A 22,792-nucleotide genomic window follows, 5' to 3' on the forward strand; every position below is an offset into this window, starting at 1 on the left:
TCAGGACTGGTTGTTGCGGACCGCGTTGAGCAGGCCACCTGACTGGATAATCTCCAGTTCCTTTTTGGTCAAATCATTTGTGACGGCCACGCTTTCGCCGTTGGCGAGGCGGATGGCCACGGTGTTGCCCGGTTTGATCCCGGCGGCCGGGATGGTCAGGCTCGCGTCCTGTTCGAGGCGGTCGTAGTCGCCGGGCTCCACGAGCAGCAGCGGCAGGATGCCGAAGTTGACGAGGTTGGCCCGGTGGATGCGCGCCAGGGACTTGACGATGACCGCCCGGACGCCCAGGTGGCGCGGGCCCAGCGCTGCGTGCTCGCGGCTCGACCCCTGGCCGTAGTTCTCGCCGCCCACGATGATTCCGCCGCCAAGCCCCTTGATGCGGGACACGAACTCCTTGTCCACCCGGCTGAAGATGTACTGGCTGATGGCCGGGATGTTGGAGCGCAGGGCCGTGATCTCCGCGCCTGCGGGCAGGATGTGGTCGGTGGTGATGTTGTCGCCCACCTTGAGGGCCACGGTGGTCTCGATGGCGGCGGGCAGGGCGTCGAACTCCTCCAGGGCCACGATGTTGGGGCCGCGCAGGATTTCCACGGACTCGGCGTCATCTCCGGCGGGAGGGAACACGAACAGGTCTCGGATGGAGGGCACCTCGGCGGGCAGCTCCACCCGCTCGGGCGCGTCGCCCCAGGTGGCGGGGTCGGTGAATTTGCCGTCCAGGGCCAGCCGGGCCGCGGTCTGGGCCGAGGCGAGGTAGACCTGCCCGTCCTGGGTGCCGGAGCGGCCCTCGAAGTTGCGGTTGAAGGTGCGCACGGACACGCCCGCGCTGACCGGCGAGCCGCCCATGCCGATGCACGGGCCGCAGGTGCATTCGAGCACCCGCGCCCCGGCGTCGAGGAGCGGCTCGATGAGCCCCTCGCGGGCCAGCAGCTTCATCACCTGCTTGGAGCCGGGGGAGATGAGCAGGTCGGTGCTCGGCGGAATCCTTCGTCCGGCCAGGATCTGGGCCGTGTTCTTCAGGTCCGAGTAGGACGAGTTGGTGCAGGAGCCGATGGCCACCTGGTCAATGGCCTTGCCCGCCAGTTCGCTGACCCGGCAGACCCGGTCGGGCATGTGGGGCTGGGCCACCAGGGGCTCCAGCGCGCCGAGGTCGATCTCGATGATCTCGTCGTAGGCGGCGTCCGCGTCGGCGGAAAGTTCAGTGAAGTCAGAGCCACGGCCCATCTTTTCCAGAAATTCGCGGGTGCGTGCATCGGCCGGGAAGATGGAGGTGGTGGCCCCCAGCTCCGCGCCCATGTTGGTGATGGTGGCCCGGTCGGGCACCGAGAGCGAGGCCACGCCCGGCCCGCCGTACTCGAAGACCTTGCCCACCCCGCCCTTGACCGTGAGCAGGCCGAGCAGGTGGAGGATGACATCCTTGCCCTGGGCCCAGCCGGTCAGCGCGCCGGTCAGGTGGACCTTGACCACCTTGGGCATGGGGATGAAGTACGGCTCGCCCGCCATGGCCAGCGCCACGGACAGCCCGCCCGCGCCCATGGCCATGGAGCCGATGCCGCCCGCCGTGGGCGTGTGGGAGTCGGAGCCGATCAGGGTCGCGCCGGGTTTGGCGAAGTTCTCCAGGTGAAGCTGGTGACAGATGCCCGTGCCCGCCGGAGAGAAGACCGCGCCGGATCTGGCGGCCACGGTGCGCAGGTAGCGGTGGTCGTCCGGGTTGCGAAAGCCCATCTGCAGGGTGTTGTGGTCCACGTAGCTGACCGAGAGGTCGGTGCGGACCTTGCCTATGTTGATGGCCTCGAACTGGAGCCAGGCCATGGTGCCGGTGGCGTCCTGGGTCAGGGTCTGGTCTATGCGCAGCCCGACCTCGCGGCCGGGGATCATCTCGCCCGAGACGAGATGCTTCTCGATGATCTTGTGGGTGATGCTTTTGCCCATCTGCCTCTCCTGCGGGTCGTTGGGGTGTCGGGTTCTCTCGTGTCCGCATGCGCGCCCGGCGGCGGGACAAGGGGGCCGGACCTCTCATAATCCGGCCCTCCCGGGCATGCGCACAGCCGCTAAAACAGGAAGCCGTTCTTCGGCTCGCTCGGGCCGAGGCCGTCGATGCCGAGGTTGATGCGGTTGATCTTGTTCACCCGGAACTGGATGTCCACGTCCAGGCGCAGCTTGTCGCGCTGGAGTTCGAAGATTTCCGCGTTGTGGTATATGCCCTCACTGGGCCTTTCGGCAGCCATCAGCTCGCGGATGGTCCGGATGGTCGTCTCGCGCTCCAGAGTCAGCGCGGCGATCTCGGCCTCCAGGGTGGGGATGTCCTCGGAGAGCCGCTGCTCAACGGATCTTGATTCGTCTGCGTGTGTCATCTTTTTTCTCCGCGACCGGCTTGGGCTTCATCTTGCCCGTGGGAAGCGAGTTGTAGAAGTTCCAGAATTCGGGCCAGGTGGAGGTCACTTCGCCGTGGTTCTCAAGGATGATGCCGGGCACGGCGTAGGCGGCCAGGGCGCAGCCCATGGACCAGACGGGCGAGGGGCTGTACCACGTGCCCTCCCAGGTCCGGCCGCCGGGCTTGATGGCCACGCCCTGTTCGGTCTGCTCGTAGGCAGCGCCCATGCGGTCGAGGAGTTCCATGACCGTTTCGTCCGCGCCCTGGAGCACGGTGTCCTCGCCCTTGAGGGCCAGGGCCAGGGCCAGGGGGAGCAGGTCCGGGTCGCTGCCCATGGTGATGACCGCGCCCCGGGGCATGTCGGCCACCCTGGTGGCAATGAGGTTCTCGGTGGCCGTGTCGATGCGCAGGCCAAGGCCGGTCAGCTCGTCCAGCACGCGCCTGCCCTTGTCGTTCATGGGCCAGGAGCCCTGGATGTTGATGGAGCCGCCGCTCATGATGGGCAGGGCCAGCAGCAGGCCGCACAGGGACACGGACAGGGGAAGCGTAGGCGCGTCCTCGATGGCCGGGGTGCCCTTGCGGACCGTGACCGTGTCGCCGGAAAGCTCGGCCTGGATGCCGCAGGCGGTGAGCACGGCCACTGCCTCGGCCACCCGCTCGCGCGCCTCGGGGCCGAGGCCCTTGATGGTCAGCCCGTCCCGATACGTCCATGCGGCCAGGGTCAGGGCTGCGGCAAGGTCCGGGTCCAGCGAGCCGGGCAGGGTGATTGTCTTGTCCATGACCCCGCCGCATTCCAGGCGGGCGGGCAGGCCGGGGTTGCTGGGATTCATGGGCACCAGCCGCGCGCCCAGGCTCGGCAGCACCTTGTTCAGGGCCGCGATGTCCATGAGCTGCAATCCGGGCTTGCCGGTGAACTTGCACCGCCCGGCATGGCCCAGGGCCAGGGCCAGGAGCAGATAGAAATTGAAGGAGTCCTCGCCCACAAAGACCATGGTGCCCTCGAAACCGAGGGTGCGGCCGCCGTCGTTGCGGATAAAGTCGTCGTCCCAGTGGATGGGCGCGCCCACTTGCTTGAGCGCCTTGGCCAGGTCCTTGTTGGGCGCGTTCATGGTCACCGGTGCGAGGGTGGTGCGCGCCCCGGCGCAGGCAGCCATGGCCAGCAGCATGCGGGTGTGGCGGAAGGAGCGCGGGCCGGTGATGGCCGCCTCCAGAGGCTCCACGCGAGGGGCGAGCTTGTAGCCATCGCCGGTGAATTTCTTGCGCGCGTCGGCCAGGGAGAACTGGTTGAGCAGGGTGAACAGGGAGCGGGCCAGCTTGGCGTCCAGGCCCAGATCGCTGGCCGTCTGGTCCAGGGAGCCGCGCAGGAGTTTTTCGAGCTTGGGGTCCACCAGGGATTTCTGGCGCGACTTGCGCCACGCGCCTTCCTTGCGGATGAGGAACGAGCGTTTTTCGAGCAGGCGCAGGATTTGCGCGTCGATCTCGGATATGTCGGTGAAGCGGTGCTGGGCCACATCCGCGGACTTGTCAGCGAAATCCTCGCTGGATTCGATGTGGTCGCCTGCCGCATCGCGTCGGCTTTCGGGTTGGGAGGGGCGTTTGTTGAACTTCACGGGCGCGCCGCCGCGGGCCGGGCGAGTGTCCCTGCCCCTGCCTTTGTCGGCCGGGGCGCGGCCGCCGTCTTCCTTGCGGATCTTGATCATGATCTTTCCGTCTTCCTTATTAATGATATGGTTCCCCGAACGGGGAAACGGTTCTCTATCCCGAAAGACGCGGCGTGGCAAGCCCTGCCGGGGCGTGGTTCCCGGCCGGGCCGGGGGATTGGAAAGGGGGAGGCAGCACAGGCTGCCTCCCCCCGGAGTTGCAACGGGCGAGAGCCCCTTACTTCATGGAAGCGCCGGAGGCGGCCTTCTGCATCTTGACCTCGACCTTTTCGGTCAGGCTGGCGTAGTATGCGCGCAGGATGTCCAGAACTTCTTCGCGGCCGAAGTGATCCGGGATCGGGGCGCCTTCGGACAGGCCCTTGCGCAGGGCGGTGCCGGACAGGATGACGCGGTCTTCCTTGGCGTGCGGGCAGGTGCGCAGGGAGGCCATGCCATCGCACTTGTAGCAGTAGAAGGTCCAGTCGATCTTCAGGGGCTTGGTCTGCAGGGCCTTGCCGGCATCGGTGCAGGCCTCGTTGGCGTAGGGAATCTTTTCGAAGATGGTCTGGGCCTCGAACATGCCGTAGAAGTCGCCGACGCCAGCGTGGTCACGGCCGACGATGAGCTTGTTCATGCCGTAGTTCTGGCGGAAGGTGGCGTGGAGCAGGGCCTCGCGCGGACCGGCATAGCGCATGTCCAGCGGGTAGCCGGCCTGGATCACGTTGTCCTTCACGAAGTAGTGCTCGACCAGGGTGTCGATGGCCTTGACGCGGACTTCGGCCGGGATGTCGCCGGGCTTGAGGGCGCCAACCAGGGAGTGGATGACAACGCCGTCACACACTTCCACGGCGATCTTGCACAGGTACTCGTGGGAGCGGTGCATGGGGTTGCGCAGCTGCAGGGCGGCCACGTCGCCCCAGCCCTTGGCGTCCATTTCGGCGCGCAGCTGGGCAGGGGTCTTGTAGACGCCGGGGAACTTGGCGGGGAAGTCGCCCTCGGAGAGGACCTTCACCGGGCCGGCCAGGCAGAATTTCTTGCGGGCCAGAACCATCTGCACGCCGGGGTGATCCTTGGTGGCGGTGCCCATGAAGTCGCCCTGGCTGTCAGCGCCTTCGCCCTTGTAGACCATCTCGCATTCCCAGGTCTTCTCGGCATCGGAAAGCTCGAAAACCTCGGAGACCTTCATGGTGGCCATCACAACGCCGTTGCGCTCAAGGGTGATTTCCTCACCGGCCTTGATGGAGGCGTCGTCGGTGGCGAGCATGACGGGGATGGGCCAGAAGGTGCCGTCGGACAGGGTGATCTTCTCGCAGACGCTCTTCCAGTCGGCCTTGGACATGAAGCCACTCAGCGGGGAGAAGCCGCCAATGCCCATCATGATGAGGTCGCCCTTCTCCTGGGAGGAGATTTCGATTTTCTTGAGGCCAGCGGCCTTCTTGGTTTCAGCAGCGAGTTCCGCGCCTTCGAGCAGGCAGCAGACGAGCCCTTTTCCACCGTGCGGTGCTACGAGTTTGGACATGTAAGCCTCCTAAATAGTTTGTCTAAAGATTCCATAGCCTTCGTTCATGGCGCGTTCGAGTGAGCGCTGGGTGACCATGATTGTGTCCCACATACGAGGGTAAGCCCTTTAATGGCCGTTTGTGAAAGTCGTGTCAAGCGCTTTTTCCCGCCGCTGGTCGGCGTTTCGATCCGTGGCGGGAAGGGTTTTTGGCTAGAGGTTTTCGCGAGATTGTCTAGAGACAACCTTCGGAAAGCGTTGGTTTTCCGACCATGGCAGCGGCAGGTGGCTGATACGTGATTGTCGCTTTGGAAGATCAAAAAAGGCTTGCACTCAACGCGAAAAATGCCCTATAACTGGTGGTAGTAATGTCTCGTTGGCCCCTGTTTGGCCGTGGGAGCGCCTTTTTGGGTGCTTGCGTGGGTGAAATCGGCCTGTGCGGCCGCATGGCGCGGTTCCAGACATGAGGGGGCGGCGGTGAGCTTGTTAAAAAATTCACTTTCTCGTTGACAAGCTGGGCGCAGTCTTGCTAGTTCCAAAATTCCCATCGGCTTCAACCCGATGCGATGCAAATTTTTTGTTTAGGTAGAGGACGTCGGTTATTGTGAATAATAAAACCCTATTTAGGAGGAGAAGTTATGCCGACCTTTGTTAACCCGGAAAAATGTGACGGCTGCAAGGGTGGCGAAAAGACCGCTTGCATGTACATTTGCCCGAACGATCTGATGATCCTGGATGCCGACGAGATGAAGGCATACAACCAGGAGCCGTCTGCGTGCTGGGAATGCTACTCCTGCGTGAAGATTTGCCCCCAAGGCGCCATTGAAGCCCGTCCGTACGCCGACTTCGCCCCCATGGGTGGTACCTCCATCCCCATGCGTTCCGCCGAGGACATCATGTGGACCGTGAAGTTCCGCAATGGCAGCGTGAAGCGCTTCAAGTTCCCCATCCGCACCACTCCCGAAGGCTCCATCAAGCCCTTTGACGGCAAGCCCGAGCCGACCGACCTGGAAAACGAGCTGCTCTTCACCGAGACCACGCTTGTGACCCCCAAGGCCACCCTCATGGAGACCGCTACCATCACCGAGGCTGACCTGAAGAAAGAGTGGAAGGCGGAAGACTACGCGAACCTCGTGTAATACGTGGTTTTTGCGTTGATTTGTCGTTAGTGACTGCTTGAAACAAGAATATTCCTAGGAGGAAATTATGCCTCTGCTTCCCAGCAAAGAAGCGTCCAAAGGTGTGGCCCTGGCCGAGCCGGTAATCGTCGAGAAACACGTCGACCTCCTGCTCGTCGGTGGTGGTATGGGCAACTGCGGCGTGGCCTTCGAGGCCATGCGCTGGATCCAGAAAGTGGACCCGAGCCTGAGCCTGGAACTGGTTGACAAGGCCGCCCTCGAGCGCTCCGGCGCCGTGGCCCAGGGCCTCTCCGCCATCAACACCTACGTTGGTGAAAACGATGTGGACGACTACGTCCGCATGGTCCGCACCGACCTCATGGGCCTGGTCCGCGAAGACCTGATCTTCGACCTGGGCCGCCACGTTGACGATTCCGTCCACCTCTTCGAAGAGTGGGGCCTCCCCATCTGGGTCAAGAAGGACGGCAAGAACGTTGACGGCGGCAAGGCCAAGGCCGAGGGCCTGGCCATCCGCAAGGGCGATGCCCCGGTTCGTTCCGGCCGCTGGCAGATCATGATCAACGGTGAGTCCTACAAGTGCATCGTGGCCGAGGCCGCCAAGAACGCCATCGGCGAGGACCGCTACGTCGAGCGCGTCTTCATCGTGAAGCTGCTCCTGGACGCCAACGAGCCCAACCGAATTGCCGGTGCCGTCGGCTTCTCCACCCGCGAGAACAAGGTGTACGTCTACACCTGCAACGCCTGTGTCGTCGCCTGCGGCGGCGCGGTCAACGTCTACCGCCCCCGTTCCACCGGTGAGGGCATGGGTCGCGCCTGGTACCCGGTGTGGAACTCCGGTTCCACCTACACCATGGTCGCCCAGGTCGGCGGCGAGATGACCATGATGGAAAACCGCTTCGTGCCCGCCCGCTTCAAGGACGGTTACGGCCCGGTCGGCGCCTGGTTCCTGCTCTTCAAGGCCAAGGCCACCAACTACAAGGGTGAGGACTACTGCGTCACCAACCGCGCCATGCTGAAGCCTTACGAGGATCGCGGCTACGCCAAGGGTCACATCATCCCCACCTGTCTGCGCAACCACATGATGCTCCGTGAAATGCGTGAAGGCCGCGGCCCGATCTTCATGGACACCAAGACCGCCCTGCTGACCACCGTCAACGGCGACCTGACCGGTCCCGAGTGGAAGCACCTCGAGTCCGAGGCCTGGGAAGACTTCCTCGACATGTGCGTCGGCCAGGCCAACCTGTGGGCCGCCACCAACTGCGCTCCCGAGGATCGCGGTTCCGAGATCATGCCCACCGAGCCGTACCTCCTGGGCTCCCACTCCGGCTGCTGCGGCATCTGGGTTTCCGGTCCGGACGAGCCCTGGGTTCCCGAGTCCTACAAGATCAAGGCCGACAACGGCAAGGTCTACAACCGCATGACCACCGTCAACGGCCTGTGGACCTGCGCTGACGGCGTGGGCGCTTCCGGCCACAAGTTCTCCTCCGGTGCCCATGCTGAAGGCCGCATCGTTGGCAAGCAGATGGTGCGCTGGTGCGTGGACCACAAGGGCTTCAAGCCGACCCTGAAGGAAAAGGCCGCCGACCTGGCCAAGGAAATCTACCAGCCGTGGTACACCTACGAGGCCCACAAGGGCGGTTCCACCGACCCGGTCGTCAACCCGGCCTACATCACCCCGCACAACTTCATGATGCGCCTCATCAAGTGCACCGATGAATACGGCGGCGGCGTTGCCACCCTGTACATGACCTCCAAGGCCCTGCTGAACACCGGCTTCTGGCTGCTCGGCATGATGGAAGAAGATTCCCAGAAGCTCGCCGCTCGTGACCTGCACGAACTGATGCGCTGCTGGGAGCAGTACCACCGCCTGTGGACCGTGCGCCTGCACATGCAGCACATCGAGTTCCGCGAGGAGTCCCGTTACCCGGGCTTCTACTACCGCGGCGACTTCATGGGCCTGGACGATTCCAAGTGGAAGTGCTTCGTCAACTCGAAGTTTGATCCCGCCACTGGCGTGACCACCATCTTCAAGAAGCCCTTCGTGAAGATCATCCCCGACGCCTAAGCTGCAATTAGGTAGTGATCGACCCGTGACCGCGGGCCCCCGGCCCGCGGTCACATTCCCATCTGCCGGGGCTAAAATGGTCTGAATCCGGGCCGGGATGCCGCTCCCGGTCCGGGTTTAGGCCATTTTTTGGCGAAGCCTCAACATTACTCGGGAGGAATGAAGAGAATGTCGAATAACAGTATTCTCGTGGTAGGCGGGGGGTTCGCAGGAATCACCGCCGCCCTCGAAGCAGCCGAAGTGGGCTACGAGGTGTACATCGTTGAAACCAATCCCTACCTTGGTGGCCGGGTTGCGCAGCTCAATCAGTATTTTCCGAAGCTGTGTCCCCCTTCCTGCGGCCTGGAGATCCAGTTTCAGCGCATCAAGAACAACCCCAAAGTCAAGGTGCTGACCATGGCCTCGGTGGCGTCGGTTTCCGGCTCGGCCGGGGACTACGACGTCAAGATCACCCAGCGCCCCCGCTATGTGAACGAGCGGTGCACCGCCTGCGGCGACTGCGAAACAGCCGCCGTGACCACGGTGGACTCCGAGTTCGACTTCGGCGTGGGCAAGCGCAAGACCGCGTACAAGACCCATCCCTTCATGTTCCCCATGCGCTATGTGGTGGACGCGGACAATGCGTCCGACTCCGAGCTGGCCGCCATCAAGGACGCCTGCAAGTACGACGCGGTGGACCTGGACGACAAGGCCAGGAGCATCGACCTCAAGGTCGGAACCATCGTCGTGGCCACGGGCTGGAAGCCCTACGACATCGCCAAGCTGACCAACCTCGGCGGCGGCAAGGTGCCCAACGTGGTCACCAACATGCAGTTCGAGCGGCTGGCAGCGCCCAACGGCCCCACCGGCGGCAAGATCCTGCGTCCCTCCGACGGCACCGAGCCCAAGCGCATCGCCTTTGTCCAGTGCGCCGGGTCGCGCGACCAGAACCATCTCAACTACTGTTCGTACATCTGCTGCATGGCCTCCCTGAAGCATGTCCGCTACATCCGCGAGCGCGGCGACGCGAACGTCACGGTCTACTACATCGACCTGCGCACCCCGGGCCGCTATGACAAGTTCAAGGTCATGACCGAGGCCGACGACAAGCTCACCCTTGTCAAGGGCAAGGTGGCTGCCATCGTTGACGACGGCTTCGGCAACCCCGTGGTCACCGTGGAGAATGCCATCACCGGCATCAAGAGCGACGAAAAGTACGACATGGTTGTGCTGGCCACCGGCATGGAGCCCAGCATAGCCGGACTCAAGGTCCCGGCCGGGGCCGTTGATGCCGACGGTTTTGTCATTGACGGCGATGGCATCATTGCCGCCGGTTGCGCCAAGCAGCCCTTTGACGTCATGAAGACCGCCCAGTCCGGCACCGCCGCCGCGATGAAGGCGATCAAAACCGTGGTAGGGAGGTAAGCAATGGCTGAAAAGCTTGGAGTATATATCTGTGGCGGCTGCGACATCGGGGCCAACCTCGATGTCGACGCCTTGGCCCAATTCGTCGCCGGGGGCAAGCACTCGGCAGCGGTCACGGTGGCCAAGGCCAACCCCGTGCTGTGCAGCCCCGAAGGCAAGGCCGAAATCGAGGCCGACATCGCCGCGCAGGGACTCGACGGCGTGGTCTGCTGCGCCTGCACCCCCCGCGCCAAGTGGGATGTGTTCAGGTTCGGCGAGAAGGTCCAGGTGGAGCGTGTCAGCCTGCGCGAACACTGCGTGTGGTCGTTCCAGGACGATCCCGCCTTCCCTGGCCAGATGGAAGTCATCGCGAAAGATTACATCAACATGGGCGTGTCCAAGCTCACCAAGAGCCGGATTCCCGCCCCCGAGATCACCGAGTCCTACAAGACCGTGCTGGTGGTCGGCGGCGGCTACGCGGGCCTGAACGCGGCCCTCAACGCCGCCAGCCTGGGCTACCCGGTGGTGCTGGTCGAAAAGGCCGACACCCTGGGCGGCAAGGCCGCCACCATGTACAAGTCCTTTCCCCTGTCCGGCTCCTTTGGCGACAAGACCCAGGAGATCGGCGTCAAGGAGCTGATCGCCGAGGTCCAGGCCAACGACAAGATCAAGGTCATCACCGGGACCACAGTGGAGTCCCTGGCCGGAGCGCCCGCCAAGTACAAGGCCACCATCGGCGGCACCGTGTACGAGATCGGCGCGGTGGTCATGGCCACCGGCTGGGTTCCCGGCAAGACCAAGTTCCTGGCCCCGCTGGGCTATGGCAAGGTCAAGAACGTGGTCACCTCGGCCGAGTTCGAGGCCATGGCCAAGAACGGCGGCATCAAGACCGCCGAGGGCAAGGCTCCGACATCGGTGGCCTTCATCGTGGACACCTCGCTGCTCATGAAGGGCGTCAACTACGACGCCTGCGGCGCGGCCTGCGCGGCCCCGGAAGACATGCCCTGCAAGGAAGACCAGCCCGCCGAGGCCGCTGACGAGTGCGAGGTCTTCACGTACGAGGACAAGGAATCCGCCAAGCACCTGGCCTACAGCTCTGAGCTGACCTCCCTGGTCGCCCTCAAGCAGGCCAACTATGTTCGCGAGCTGGCTCCCGACGCCATGGCCTACGTCATCTACGACCACATGATGGTCCCGGGCATCAACGAGAAATACTACCAGACCGCCCAGGACGATCCGGGCATCATGCTGACCAAGGGCACCGTCACCTCGGTGGAGGAAGCGGGCAGCGAGGTGGTGATCAAGGCCAAGAACACCCTGATCGGCGACGACATCGCCATCAGCGCGGACCTGGTGGTGGTGCCCACGGCCATCGTGCCCACCACCGCGGCCGACCCGACCATGAACTTCGTCTACCGCCAGGGCCCGGCCTTCCCGGACCTGGATCTGTTTGACGGGTTCGCGGACTCCAACTACATCTGCTTCCCCTACGAGACCCGCCGTACCGGCGTCTACGCCGCAGGCTGCGTGCGCCAGCCCATGGGCCTGGGCCTCGCCGCCGAGGACGCGGCCGGTGCCGCCCTCAAGGCGATCCAGTGCATCGAGTCGGCCAACCGGGGCGTTTCCGTGCATCCGCGCTCGGGCGACCTGAGCTTCCCGGAGTTCAACTTCATGCGCTGCACCCAGTGCAAGCGGTGCACCGAGGAGTGCCCGTTCGGCGCGCTGGACGACGACGAGAAGGGAACGCCGATGCCCAACCCGACGCGCTGCCGCCGCTGCGGCACCTGCATGGGCGCCTGCCCCGAGCGCGTCATCTCCTTTGCCAACTACGGCATCGACCAGATCGGCTCGGCCATCAAGGAAGTCAAGGTGCCCGACACCCTGGACGCCGGCGGCCCGCGCGTCATCATCCTGGCCTGCGAGAACGACGCCTACCCGGCGCTGGACATGGCCGCCATGCGCGGACGCAGCTGGAGCCCCTATGTGCGCTTCCTGTCCGTGCGCTGCCTCGGCTCGGTCAACGCCATCTGGGTGGCCGATGCCATGAGCAAGGGCGTTGACGGCCTGCTGATGCTTGGCTGCAAGTACGGCGACGACTACCAGTGCCACTTCGTCAAGGGCTCCGAGTTGTGCAACCGCCGCAAGGAGAACATCGCCGAGTCTCTGGGCCGTTTGGGCGTCGAGCCCGAGCGCGTCGAGCAGTACGAGGTCTCCATCGACATGTACGACAAGGTTCCCGACATGATCGACGACTTCGTCTCGAACATTGTCAACAACTTCGGCCCCAACCCGTTCAAGGGCTACTAGGAGGTACGGAATGTCCAACACCGTAAAGGTACAACCGGACCTTAAGTTCGTGAAAGAGTTGCAGGCCGTTGGCGGCGACTCTTTGAAGAAATGCTACCAGTGCGCCACCTGCTCGGTTGTCTGCCCGCTTTCGCCGGACGACAACCCCTATCCCCGCAAGGAGATGGTCTGGGCCCAGTGGGGTCTCAAGGATCGCCTGGTCAATGATATAGACATCTGGCTGTGCCACAACTGCGGCACCTGCTCGGACCTGTGCCCCCGCGGGGCCAAGCCGGGCGACCTGCTCTCCGCGCTGCGCAACATGGCCTACCGCAACCTCGCCCCGCTGCCCATCATCGGCAAGTGGATGAGCAGCTCGGCGGGCATGCTGCCCCTGGCCGCCATCCCGGCGCTGATCTACGGCATCATCTGGGTGCTCATGGCGGGCAAGGTTGGTTCGTTCCTGCCCCGCTTCGAGTGGGACGCGGCCAACCATGCCTGGATTCCCACCGCTGACGGCAAGATCGTCTTTGGCGGCCTCTTCCCCGGCGACTACACCATCGACCCCATCTTCATGGCCGTGTTCGCCTTCATGCTCTGGGCGTTCTATGCCGGTGTGCGCAACATGATCAAGGCGTTCGACGCGCAGCCCAAGACCTTCATCGTGGGCCGCAAGTCCGCGCCGACCATGCTGGCGGCGTTCATCGACACCGTCAAGTACGAGATCCTGCAGCACACCCAGTTCAACGACTGCAACGACGCCGACGCCGACGAACTGGACGTGAAGCGCGCCAAGGGCCATCGCTGGCTCATGTTCGCCTTCATCGCCCTGCTGATCGTTACCGGCGTGGTGGCCACGGGCCACTGGGGCGGCTGGCTGCTGCGCACCCTGGGCATCACCGGCCTGGGCGAGATCGTCTCGGCCATCGGCCACACCCCGATGCCCTTCTACCACCCGATCAAGCTGCTGGCCCTGGTGGGCGCCGGTCTCGGCGTGTACGGGCTTGTGGCCCTGACCAAGCGCAGGGTCAACCTGGACGCTGCCAAGCAGTCCTCCAGCTGGTACGACTGGTATCTGATCACCCTGGTCTGGGTCGTGTTCGGCACCGGCATCGGCGCCATGGTCTTCCGGGTCATGGGAGCCGGCCTGCTGGCCTACCCGACCTACTACGTGCACCTGATCTCGGTCTTCATGCTGCTTGCGTACCTGCCCTGGTCCAAGCTGGGCCACCTCGTGTACCGTACCGTGGCATTGTCCTACGCCAAGAAGATTGGCCGCATCCCCATGGGCGCCGACAAATAGTCGCCTGGGTGAACATACTAAAGAAGCTTACTTAGTTAAGGAGGCATCAAATGGCTGAAGCTAAGGTTTTCCCCATGAACGCTTTTGTGTCTGTGCTTCGCGGCGACGCCGCTGACCAGACTCAGCTCGATATGCTGGCTTATATCACCCAGGCCGAAACCCTTGACGCGGAATTCGCCCCGGTGGCGCAGTCCCTGTCCAAGGCCTGGATCTACGAGCAGGAGCCCGGCCTGACCAAGTACGCCGAGGGCGACATCGCCAAGCTCGGCAACCAGGTCAAGATCGAGGCGCTGCCCGCTGCCCAGGCTGCCCGCGCCCAGAAGGTGCTGGAAGTGCTCGGTGCCATCAAGGCCGAGAACGAGGCCCTCAAGGCCCAGGTGGAGGCCCTGACCGCAGAAAAGGCCGACCTGGCCGCCAAGATCGCGCCCCTGGAGGCCCAGGCCAAGACTGTGGCCGCCCAGAACGCGGCTGGCGAGCAGAAGGTCACTGTGGCCTCCGGCAAGCTGGACGAGATGACCAAGAAGCTCAACGACCTGATGGCCGAGGTGGAGAAGGTCAAGAGCCAGGGCGTCGTGGTCGCCGGTGTTGCCGGTGGCGCGGGCGCGGCGGCTCCTGATGCCGGCGTGGCCGCCGGTCCCCAGGTGGGCGGTGAGCCCGAAGCCGACTTCGGCCTTGGCGGCGACGCCTTTGGTGGCGACACCTGGTAAGCCGACCCCTGATCCATTGATTCCAAGGCCCCTGCGCGCGAGCGCAGGGGCCTTTCTCATTGCCGACATCAGAAACGCCCCTTGCGCTGCCTGCGGGCGGATCGAAGCGCATCGCCGAAAGGGACACTGGCCGCCCCCGACTGGGCGGAATCCGCGCGCCCGGATCAGGCGAATACCGTTGGTATACAATGGAATTCAGGAGATCATGGGCCAAGCAAAATTTCGCGTCAATTCATGCGTTTGACAATGCTCATCAATTTATATATTGTTCATCATATCAAAGTGGCGTTCTACAGAATCTCGGCCAATGATTGTGGATTTCCGACAGATACGAGACGAGCATGAAGATGCTTCGTAAGCCACTGTTGAAAAATGCGATGTGCATCGTACAATCTTGAATTGATACAGTCATAATCCACCATCACTGCACACACATGGCATTGTCACATCAAATACTGCATGACCGCATCACCCGGTCCACGGCATGGGCGCTCGGCCAGTGCCAGAGCCCTCCGTCACATCCCGGCGTGGCGGCCTTCCGGGGCCTGCGCGATCGCTACCCGGTACTCTGACCCCCTCGCGCGACGAGTCGTGTACTGGTCGGTCCCGGCGTGGACCGGTCTTGTCCCTGTCATTTCATGGAGCGTTCAATGGAAAAGATACGAGTTGAAGGATTGTACAAGATTTTCGGCCCCAACCCCCAAAAGGCCCTGGGCCTGCTTCGGGAAGGGGCGGACAAGGAGTCGGTGAACGAAAAGACCGGCATGACAGTGGGGGTGGACAATGCGTCCTTCTCCATAGAGGCCGGGGAGATTTTCGTCATCATGGGCCTTTCCGGTTCGGGCAAGTCCACCATCGTGCGTCTGCTCAACCGGCTCATCGAGCCCACGGCGGGCAAGGTGTTCGTGGACGGCCAGGACGTGACCGCCATGAGCCACGACGAACTGGTCACCTTTCGGCTGCACAACATGAGCATGGTCTTCCAGTCCTTTGCCCTCATGCCTCACTTGAACGTGCTGGACAACGCGGCCTTCGGGCTCGAGCTGGCAGGACTCGGCCGCGAGCAGCGCTACGAGCGCGCCCGCGAGTCCCTGGCCCAGGTGGGGCTGGCCGGATGGGAGGAGTCGTACCCCCGCGAACTGTCGGGCGGCATGCAGCAGCGTGTCGGGCTGGCGCGCGGGCTGGCAGTGGACCCGGACATCCTGCTCATGGACGAGGCCTTTTCGGCCCTGGACCCCTTGATCCGCACCGAGATGCAGGACGAGCTGGTCAAACTCCAGGAGGAGCAGAAGCGGACCATCGTCTTCATCTCCCATGATCTGGACGAGGCGTTGCGCATCGGCGACCGCATCGCCATCATGGAGGGCGGCCGCGTGGTGCAGGTGGGCACGCCCGAGGAGATATTGCAGAACCCGGCCGACGACTATGTGCGCGCCTTCTTCCGGGGGGTGGACCCCACCGGCGTCATCTCGGCAGGGGACATCGCGCGCGACAGCTACCCCACGGTCATCAAGTCCAAGCAGGGCAGCCTGCGCGCCCTGCACGAGATCATCAGCGGCAGCGACCGCGACTATGCCTACATCCTGGACACCAAGCGGCGCTTTCTGGGCGTGGTCTCGGCCGACTCCATCGGTGCCTGCATGGAGCGCGGCGCGCCCGACGCGCCCATTGATCAGGCTTTCATCGAGGGAGCCCAATCGGTCAGCGCCACGGACAACATGCAGGTCATTCTGCCCCTGGTGGCGTCGCGCCATCACCCGATTCCGGTGGTGGACGAGGAGGGGCGCTACCGTGGCGTGGTCTCCAAGAACCGCTTCCTGCGAACCCTGCACCGTACAGAGCAGGAGATGACCGATTCCGTCTAGTCGGTTGCTGACAAAGGTCCGAGATTTCTCGAACCTTTCTGAGCAGCCCCCGAGACGTAACTGAATACAAGGCAACGGCTCAGGAGATACGCATGTTTGAAGAACAAGTCATACCCATGGACGTCTGGGTTTCCAAGGGCGTCGATTGGCTGGTGGTGAACCATCGCGAGGTGTTCCAAGCCCTCAAGTGGCCCGTGGAGCAGACCCTCAACGGACTCGATGCCGGGCTCAACGCCCTGCATCCGCTCATTGTCATCGCGGTGGTGGTCTTTGTGGCCCTGTGGTTCGTGGGCAAGCGCATGGCTGTCTTCACGCTGTGCTCGATGGTCCTCATCGGCATGCTCGGCCTGTGGGAGGACTCCATGACCACCCTGGCCATGGTTCTTTCCTCGGTGGTCTTCTGTACCGTGGCGGGTATCCCCCTGGGCATCGCGTCCGGCCGCAGCGACCGTTTCGAGTCGGCCCTGCGCCCGGTCCTTGATGCCATGCAGACCACCCCGGCCTTTGTCTATCTCGTGCCCATCGTCATGCTTTTTTCCGTGGGCAACGTGGCCGGTGTGCTGGCCACCATCGTCTTTGCCCTGCCGCCCATCATTCGGCTGACCAGCCTCGGCATCCGGGGTGTCCACCCCGAGCTGATCGAGGCGGCCCAGGCCTTTGGGGCCACCCGGATGCAGGTGCTGGTGCGGGTGCAGATTCCCCTGGCCATGCCCACCATCCTGGCCGGGCTCAACCAGACCATCATGATGGCCCTGTCCATGGTCGTCATCGCCGCGCTCATCGGCGCGGGCGGGCTCGGCTCGCCCGTGGTCCTCGGTCTCAACACCCTGGACATCGGGCGTGCGGTCATCGGCGGCCTGGGCATCGTGCTCATGGCCATCATCCTCGACCGCATCACCCAGTCCATGGCCCGAAAATAATGCTCCCGCCTTGTGTGGCGGGGCTCCAAACCATTTGAGGAGGAACTCATGAAACTGAAGAAAATCCTGCTTGCAGCAGCCTGCGTGCTGGTCATGACGGCCACTGCCAACGCCTCGGCCGACAAGCCCGGCCAGGGCGTCACTGTCAGCCCGGCCCGCGCCACGTGGAACACCGGCTTCTTCCAGGAGGCGCTGGTGCGCAGGGGCCTGGAAGAACTCGGGTACACGGTCAAGAAACCCAAGGACCTGGCCAACCCCCTGGCCTACCAGTCCATCGCCCTGGGCGATCTGGACTATTGGACCAACGGCTGGTTCCCCATGCACGAGGCCCAGCTGCCCGCCGGATTCGCCGACAAGGGCGAGGCCATTGGATACGTGGCCAAGGCCGGTGGCCTGCAGGGCTACCTGGTTTCCAAGAAGCAGGTGGAGGAGCTTGGCATCAAGTCCCTGGAAGATTTCAAACGGCCCGAGGTGATCAAGGCCTTTGACTCAAACGGCAACGGCAAGGCCGACCTGACCGCCTGCCCTGCCGGATGGGGCTGCGAAAAGGTCATCGACCACCACATGGAGGTCTACGGGATGAAGGATTACATCAACCCGGTCAAGGCCTCCTACGAGGCGGGCATGGCCGGTGCCGTGGGCGCGCACCGCAGCGGCAAGCCCGTGTTCTTCTATACCTGGACGCCCAACTGGACCACCTTTGTCTTCAAGCCCGGCACTGATGTCATGTGGATCAACGTGCCCGAAATCAATCCGAGCGACGCCCAGAAGGGTGCCGAGGACAGGATGACCGTCTCCGGCGTCCAGGGCGCGGTCTCCGATCCCATCGACCTCGGCTTCGTGGTCTCGGACATCCGGATCGTGGCCAACAAGAAGTTCCTGGGCGACAACCCGGCTGCCCGCGCCTTCTTCGAGGTGTTCACGCTTCCCCTTGCCGACATCAACGCGCAGAACGCCCGGATGAACGAGGGCGAGAAGTCGCAAAGGGCCATCGAGACCCACGCGGACGAGTGGATCGCCGCCAACAAGGCCACCTGGGACGGCTGGCTCAAGGCCGCCCGCGACGCTGCCAAATAGTCCCGAGCGGAACACCCGCTGACCCAGTCCGATACCACCGGGGCCGGAGCGCACGCTCCGGCCCCGGCTTGTTTGCTGGCCGGGGGTGTCCCTGCGCCCCAGCCAGTGCGCAGGAAGGCCTTTCGGGGCAATCGACGTTTGATCTGGTGATGTGGCGAATGACAGTCGTCATATGGCTGTTTATGCAAAACTATCTTCTGCCTATCGAGAAAATTTAAAAACAATGAACGGAAGATGTTCATTGTTGGCGGGAATTAGACAATTTTTCGCAAATAGTGTAAGGATGTGCGTCCTGTCCGAAAAACCGCGCCGGGCCTGAGTGTCGGCCGTGGCGGCGAATGATCTTCCAGTTGAAAAAGATGTTTTTTACCACTTGATTGGGTTTTTATGGCGAATCTCATTCTTGACGACATCTGTGTCCGCTTCGGCGGACTACAAGCCCTGACCGATGTCTCGTTCTCCCTTGCCGAGGGTGAGGTGGTGGGGCTCATCGGCCCAAACGGCGCTGGAAAGACCACGGTCTTCAACGTCATCACCGGCGTGTACAAGGCCTCGTCGGGCGCGGCCACCTACGACGGCAAGCGCATCACCGGGCTGCGGCCCTATCAGGTCCTGGCCATGGGCATCGCGCGCACCTTTCAGAATATCCGCCTCTTCCCCAGGATGACCGCCCTGGAAAACTGCATGGTGGCCCAGCATTCGCGATCGTCCGTGGGGGTGGTGGGGGCGGTGCTGCGCAGCCCCTCCCAGCGGCGCGAAGAGGCGCGAATCCAGGAAAAGTCCCAGCGCGCCCTCGACTTCATGGGTCTTGGCGACATGGCCGACGAAATCTCATCCAATCTGCCCTACGGCCACCAGCGCAGGCTGGAGATCGCCCGTGCTCTGGCCAGCGAGCCACAGACCCTGCTCCTCGACGAGCCAGCGGCCGGTCTCAACCCGTCGGAATCACGGGAGTTGATGGAGGCCATCGGGCACATCACCGATCTTGGCATCAACGTGCTCATGGTGGAGCACGACATGAAGGTGGTCATGGGCATCTGCAACCGCATCGTCGTTCTTGACCATGGCGTGATGATCGCCGAGGGACGGCCCGAGCAGATTCAGCGCGACCCCAAGGTGATTGAGGCATATTTGGGCCAGTGACGAGAGGCTGGCCGCAACCGCAACAACGGAGAGAGTGTCAATGAAACGGTTAATCGTACTGGGAGTGGCCCTGGCCGCTCTGGCCCTGGTCCTGGCGGGCTGCGGCAGCGATGGCGCTGAAGAGAAGCAGGCCGATCAGGTTTTGAAGATCGGAACCCTGTCGCCCCTGACCGGCCCCTATGCCGCTGACGGCAACGACATCAGGCAAGGTGCCGAGGCCGCCGTGGCGGTCATCAAGGCCCAGGGCGGCATCCCGGGCTTTTCGGACATCGTCGTGGTCCCCGCTGACTCCGCCTGCGATCCCAAGCAGGCCGTGGCAGCCGCCAACAAGCTGATCAACGACAAGGTCCCGGCTGTCGTCGGCGCCTACTGCTCCAGCGCCACCATCCCGGCCTCCGAGACCCTGGCCGAGGAAGACATCATCATGATCACCCCGGCCTCCACCAGCCCGGTGGTCACCGAGCGCGGTCTGCCCTACATGTTCCGCACCTGCGGCCGCGACGACCATCAGGCCCCGGCCGCCGTCAAGTTCATGAAGGAAGTGGCGGACGTGAAGAGCGTCTTCATCGTGGACGACAAGACCACCTATTCCCAGGGCATGGCCGACGGCGTGGCCGCCGCCGCCAAGGAGGCAGGCATCGAGGTGCTGGGTCACGAGCACGTCAACCAGGGCGACAAGGACTTCTCCGCCGTCCTGACCATGGTCAAGGACCGCAACCCCGATCTGTTCTACATCTCCCTGCAGAACTCCTCCTCGGGTGCCACCATGGTCATCCAGGCCCGCCGCATGGGCATCAACGCCATCCTCATGGGCCAGGACGCCGTGTTCCATCCCAAGCTCATCGAGTTCGCCAAGGCCGATGCCGAGGGCATGTTCTGCACCTTCGGCGACATCGACACCACCACCCAGGGCTACCTGGACTTCCTGGCCAACTACTCGTCCAAGTACTCCGCCCCGGGCGCGTACTCCGCCTACTCCTACGACTCGGCCATGGCCTACCTGCTGGCCGTCAAGGCCGCCGGCACCACCGACCCGGCCGCAGTGCGCGCGGAGCTGCTCAAACTCTCCTTCGACGGCGCGTCCAAGACGGTCAGCTACGACGAGAAGGGTGACTCCGGCTCCAACTACACGGTCTACCAGGTGCGGGACGGCCAGTTCGTGCCGTACTGGAACTCCCTGACCGGCCAGAAGTACTAGCCAAGGGGCAGGCCCGGCCTGCCGCGACACCTGCAACTTCGAGAGCGGAGCCCCGTGCGCGGGGCTCCGCCACTCCCGGAAGCACATGGATTACTTCATTCAGCAGCTCATCAATGGCCTGACCCTGGGCGGGGTATACGCCCTCATCGCCCTGGGCTACACCATGGTCTACGGCATCATCCAGCTGATCAACTTCGCCCACGGCGAGTTCTTTGCAGCAGGCGGATACATGGGCGTCATCTTCATCTCCTGGCTGGCCGCCCAGGGGGTGCATCCCTACGTCTGTCTGGGCATCGGGCTGGTGCTGGCCATGCTCTACTGCGCCATGCTGGCCATGGCCGTGGAGCGGCTGGCATATCGCCCGTTGCGGCAGGCGTCGCGGCTGGCCGTGCTCCTGTCCGCCCTTGGCATGTCCATCTTTCTGCAAAACGGGCTGATGCTCACCCAGGGCCAGTACGACAAGGCCTATCCCACCGAGATCACTGCGGGCGGGTTCCAGCTCGGCGGGCTGTACATCTCCTACATGCAGTGCCTGATCGTGGCCCTGACCATCTTCCTGCTGGTGGTCCTGAACCTGCTGGTCTTCAAGACGCGCATCGGCAAGGCCATGCGCGCCACGGCCCAGGACAAGGTCATGTCCGCCCTGGTCGGCATCAACGCCAACCACATCATCGCCCTCACCTTTGCCATCGGTGCCGGGCTGGCCGCGGCCGCAGGCATCATGGTCGGCCTGTACTACGGCACGGTCAGCTACTCCATGGGCTTCGTGCCGGGCATCAAGGCCTTTGCCGCAGCCGTGCTCGGCGGCATCGGCAACATTACCGGGGCCATGATCGGCGGGCTAATCATCGGCATGGTCGAAATCTTCGCCGCCGGATACATCTCCAGCCAGTACAAGGATGTGTTCGCCTTCATCATTTTGATCGGTGTGCTCTACTTCAAGCCCACCGGCATCATGGGAGAGAACGTTGACGATACAAGAGTCTAAGCGATTGTGGGTCAGCCTGGGCGTCGGGCTCTTCTGGTTCCTGATGCTGCTGTGGCCGCTTCTGGGCATCAAGCCCGGGGGATTGGAGTTTTCCGAGACCTGGGCCGTCTTCAGCAAGATCGCCGTGGCCGCCGTGCTCATCGTGGCCGTCTATCACCTGCGGCAGGCGGGCGTCCTCGACTTCATCGGCACCCCCCTGGTCAAGGCGAGCGAAGCCGTGGGCAGGGGCTACCAGAAGGCCCCCACCTGGCTGCTGCTGGCCGTGGTCCTGGCCGCGGCCCTGATCTATCCCCAGTTCGCGGGCCGCTACGGCAACGACGTGGCCATCTCGGTTCTCATCTACATCTGCCTTGGTCTCGGCCTCAATGTCGTGGTCGGGCTGGCCGGGCTGCTCGACCTCGGCTACATCGCCTTCTACGGCGTGGGGGCCTATGCCTATGCCCTGCTCAGCCTGCATTTCGGCCTGTCCTTCTGGACCTGTCTGCCCATTGCCGCGATGCTGGCCGCCATCTCGGGCTGCATCATCGGGTTTCCCACCCTGCGCATGCGCGGCGACTATCTGGCCATCGTCACCCTCGGCTTCGGCGAGATAGTGCGCCTCATACTCAACAACTGGATGACCCTGACCAACGGCCCCAACGGCATCCTCGGCATCCCCAGGCCCGACTTCTTCGGCTACAACTTCGCCTCCCTCTCCTCGCTCTACTACGTCATCCTGGGCATTGCCGTGTTCACCGTGCTGGCGGTTTACCGGCTCAACCATTCGCGCATCGGCCGGGCCTGGGAGGCCATCCGCGAGGACGAGACAGCGGCCGAGCTCATGGGCGTGAACACCTTTCTGCTCAAGCTCCTGGCCTATGCCATGGGCGCGACCTTTGCCGGGCTGGCCGGGGCGTTCTTTGCCTCGCGCATGCGCTTTGTCGGGCCGGAATCCTTCACCTTCCTCGAATCGGCCATGGTCCTGGCCATGGTGGTGCTCGGCGGCATGGGCTCCATCCCGGGCGTCATCCTCGGCGTGCTGGTCCTGGTGGCCCTGCCAGAGCTGTTCCGCGACTTCGAGCTGTACCGCATGCTCGTCTTCGGTGGCGTCATGTGTACCATGATGCTGGTGCGCCCGGCCGGGCTGTGGCCCGCCAAGCGCGTGGGCCGCAGGTCCGAGGAGATGGAGTAGGGAGAGGATGGGCTGACCGCAAGACGGCGCACACGAGT

Annotated in this window: 17 protein-coding genes; 13 read left to right on the forward strand and 4 right to left on the reverse strand. The window is 63.7% G+C overall.

Features of this window, described 5'->3' with window-relative positions; all coding sequences use genetic code 11:
* From QQS14_RS08425 to sat, 4 genes are all read right to left on the reverse strand, one after another.
* Positions 1-1,929: an aconitate hydratase gene (locus QQS14_RS08425; RefSeq protein ID WP_285906539.1), complete on the reverse strand. Its 1,929-nt coding sequence runs from the start codon at positions 1,927-1,929 to the stop codon at positions 1-3.
* 119 nt (positions 1,930-2,048) lie between these two features.
* Positions 2,049-2,351: a hypothetical protein gene (locus QQS14_RS08430; RefSeq protein ID WP_285906540.1), complete on the reverse strand. Its 303-nt coding sequence runs from the start codon at positions 2,349-2,351 to the stop codon at positions 2,049-2,051.
* Positions 2,320-4,071, reverse strand: coding sequence for a chorismate mutase (locus tag QQS14_RS08435; RefSeq protein WP_285906541.1), 1,752 nt, complete (start codon positions 4,069-4,071; stop codon positions 2,320-2,322). Before QQS14_RS08435 ends, QQS14_RS08430 begins: the two co-directional genes overlap by 32 nt.
* 178 nt (positions 4,072-4,249) lie before the next feature.
* Positions 4,250-5,530: a sulfate adenylyltransferase gene (gene sat, locus QQS14_RS08440; RefSeq protein ID WP_285906542.1), complete on the reverse strand. Its 1,281-nt coding sequence runs from the start codon at positions 5,528-5,530 to the stop codon at positions 4,250-4,252.
* 617 nt (positions 5,531-6,147) lie between these two features.
* On the opposite strand from sat, the gene aprB reads away from it, so the two are divergent.
* The 13 genes from aprB to QQS14_RS08505 all read left to right on the forward strand — a co-directional run bounded on the left by aprB (position 6,148) and on the right by QQS14_RS08505 (position 22,754).
* Entirely contained in the window at positions 6,148-6,648 is a 501-nt protein-coding gene (gene aprB, locus QQS14_RS08445; protein ID WP_285906543.1) for an adenylyl-sulfate reductase subunit beta, read from the forward strand.
* A 67-nt stretch (positions 6,649-6,715) separates the two neighbouring features.
* Entirely contained in the window at positions 6,716-8,713 is a 1,998-nt protein-coding gene (gene aprA, locus QQS14_RS08450; protein ID WP_285906544.1) for an adenylyl-sulfate reductase subunit alpha, read from the forward strand.
* Positions 8,714-8,881: 168 nt separating this feature from the next.
* Positions 8,882-10,117: a CoB--CoM heterodisulfide reductase iron-sulfur subunit A family protein gene (locus QQS14_RS08455; protein WP_345782791.1), complete on the forward strand. Its 1,236-nt coding sequence runs from the start codon at positions 8,882-8,884 to the stop codon at positions 10,115-10,117.
* 3 nt (positions 10,118-10,120) lie between these two features.
* The gene (locus tag QQS14_RS08460) at positions 10,121-12,403 is read left to right on the forward strand and encodes a hydrogenase iron-sulfur subunit (protein ID WP_285906546.1); all 2,283 of its coding nucleotides are present in this window, start codon (positions 10,121-10,123) and stop codon (positions 12,401-12,403) included.
* 10 nt (positions 12,404-12,413) lie between these two features.
* Entirely contained in the window at positions 12,414-13,685 is a 1,272-nt protein-coding gene (qmoC, locus tag QQS14_RS08465) for a quinone-interacting membrane-bound oxidoreductase complex subunit QmoC (RefSeq protein WP_285906547.1), read from the forward strand.
* Between the two features lie 50 nt (positions 13,686-13,735).
* Positions 13,736-14,392 carry a hypothetical protein gene (locus tag QQS14_RS08470; RefSeq protein WP_285906548.1) on the forward strand — a complete coding sequence of 219 codons (657 nt, stop codon included), beginning with the start codon at positions 13,736-13,738 and terminating at the stop codon, positions 14,390-14,392.
* Positions 14,393-15,042: 650 nt separating this feature from the next.
* Entirely contained in the window at positions 15,043-16,257 is a 1,215-nt protein-coding gene (gene proV, locus QQS14_RS08475) for a glycine betaine/L-proline ABC transporter ATP-binding protein ProV (protein ID WP_285906549.1), read from the forward strand.
* Positions 16,258-16,349: 92 nt separating this feature from the next.
* Positions 16,350-17,177 (forward strand): ABC transporter permease, encoded by an 828-nt coding sequence (locus QQS14_RS08480; RefSeq protein WP_285906550.1) that lies wholly within the window; start codon positions 16,350-16,352, stop codon positions 17,175-17,177.
* A gap of 48 nt (positions 17,178-17,225) precedes the next feature.
* The gene (gene proX, locus QQS14_RS08485) at positions 17,226-18,254 is read left to right on the forward strand and encodes a glycine betaine/L-proline ABC transporter substrate-binding protein ProX (RefSeq protein WP_285906551.1); all 1,029 of its coding nucleotides are present in this window, start codon (positions 17,226-17,228) and stop codon (positions 18,252-18,254) included.
* Positions 18,255-18,641: 387 nt separating this feature from the next.
* Positions 18,642-19,397: an ABC transporter ATP-binding protein gene (locus QQS14_RS08490; protein ID WP_285906552.1), complete on the forward strand. Its 756-nt coding sequence runs from the start codon at positions 18,642-18,644 to the stop codon at positions 19,395-19,397.
* Positions 19,398-19,437: 40 nt separating this feature from the next.
* Complete coding sequence (locus QQS14_RS08495; RefSeq protein ID WP_285906553.1) at positions 19,438-20,595, forward strand: branched-chain amino acid ABC transporter substrate-binding protein; 1,158 nt, start codon at positions 19,438-19,440, stop codon at positions 20,593-20,595.
* Positions 20,596-20,680: 85 nt separating this feature from the next.
* On the forward strand, positions 20,681-21,583 hold the full coding sequence (locus QQS14_RS08500) for a branched-chain amino acid ABC transporter permease (protein ID WP_285906554.1): 903 nt from the start codon (positions 20,681-20,683) through the stop codon (positions 21,581-21,583).
* Positions 21,564-22,754 carry an ABC transporter permease subunit gene (locus tag QQS14_RS08505; protein ID WP_285906555.1) on the forward strand — a complete coding sequence of 397 codons (1,191 nt, stop codon included), beginning with the start codon at positions 21,564-21,566 and terminating at the stop codon, positions 22,752-22,754. The genes QQS14_RS08500 and QQS14_RS08505 overlap by 20 nt, the downstream gene beginning before the upstream one ends.
* The last annotated feature ends 38 nt before the right edge of the window (positions 22,755-22,792 follow it).

The organism is Pseudodesulfovibrio pelocollis (genome assembly GCF_030282845.1).
GTDB lineage: Bacteria > Desulfobacterota > Desulfovibrionia > Desulfovibrionales > Desulfovibrionaceae > Pseudodesulfovibrio > Pseudodesulfovibrio pelocollis.

Excerpts from the sequence above, each read along its gene's own strand:
- QQS14_RS08500 (WP_285906554.1), top strand. The coding sequence starts at position 20,681 with ATGGATTACTTCATTCAGCAGCTCATCAATGGCCTGACCCTGGGCGGG.
- aprA (WP_285906544.1), top strand. The coding sequence starts at position 6,716 with ATGCCTCTGCTTCCCAGCAAAGAAGCGTCCAAAGGTGTGGCCCTGGCC.
- QQS14_RS08435 (WP_285906541.1), bottom strand. The coding sequence starts at position 4,071 with ATGATCAAGATCCGCAAGGAAGACGGCGGCCGCGCCCCGGCCGACAAA.
- QQS14_RS08470 (WP_285906548.1), top strand. The coding sequence starts at position 13,736 with ATGGCTGAAGCTAAGGTTTTCCCCATGAACGCTTTTGTGTCTGTGCTT.
- QQS14_RS08455 (WP_345782791.1), top strand. The coding sequence starts at position 8,882 with ATGTCGAATAACAGTATTCTCGTGGTAGGCGGGGGGTTCGCAGGAATC.
- sat (WP_285906542.1), bottom strand. The coding sequence starts at position 5,530 with ATGTCCAAACTCGTAGCACCGCACGGTGGAAAAGGGCTCGTCTGCTGC.
- QQS14_RS08490 (WP_285906552.1), top strand. The coding sequence starts at position 18,642 with ATGGCGAATCTCATTCTTGACGACATCTGTGTCCGCTTCGGCGGACTA.
- QQS14_RS08430 (WP_285906540.1), bottom strand. The coding sequence starts at position 2,351 with ATGACACACGCAGACGAATCAAGATCCGTTGAGCAGCGGCTCTCCGAG.
- proV (WP_285906549.1), top strand. The coding sequence starts at position 15,043 with ATGGAAAAGATACGAGTTGAAGGATTGTACAAGATTTTCGGCCCCAAC.
- qmoC (WP_285906547.1), top strand. The coding sequence starts at position 12,414 with ATGTCCAACACCGTAAAGGTACAACCGGACCTTAAGTTCGTGAAAGAG.
- QQS14_RS08495 (WP_285906553.1), top strand. The coding sequence starts at position 19,438 with ATGAAACGGTTAATCGTACTGGGAGTGGCCCTGGCCGCTCTGGCCCTG.
- QQS14_RS08480 (WP_285906550.1), top strand. The coding sequence starts at position 16,350 with ATGTTTGAAGAACAAGTCATACCCATGGACGTCTGGGTTTCCAAGGGC.
- QQS14_RS08425 (WP_285906539.1), bottom strand. The coding sequence starts at position 1,929 with ATGGGCAAAAGCATCACCCACAAGATCATCGAGAAGCATCTCGTCTCG.
- QQS14_RS08460 (WP_285906546.1), top strand. The coding sequence starts at position 10,121 with ATGGCTGAAAAGCTTGGAGTATATATCTGTGGCGGCTGCGACATCGGG.
- proX (WP_285906551.1), top strand. The coding sequence starts at position 17,226 with ATGAAACTGAAGAAAATCCTGCTTGCAGCAGCCTGCGTGCTGGTCATG.
- aprB (WP_285906543.1), top strand. The coding sequence starts at position 6,148 with ATGCCGACCTTTGTTAACCCGGAAAAATGTGACGGCTGCAAGGGTGGC.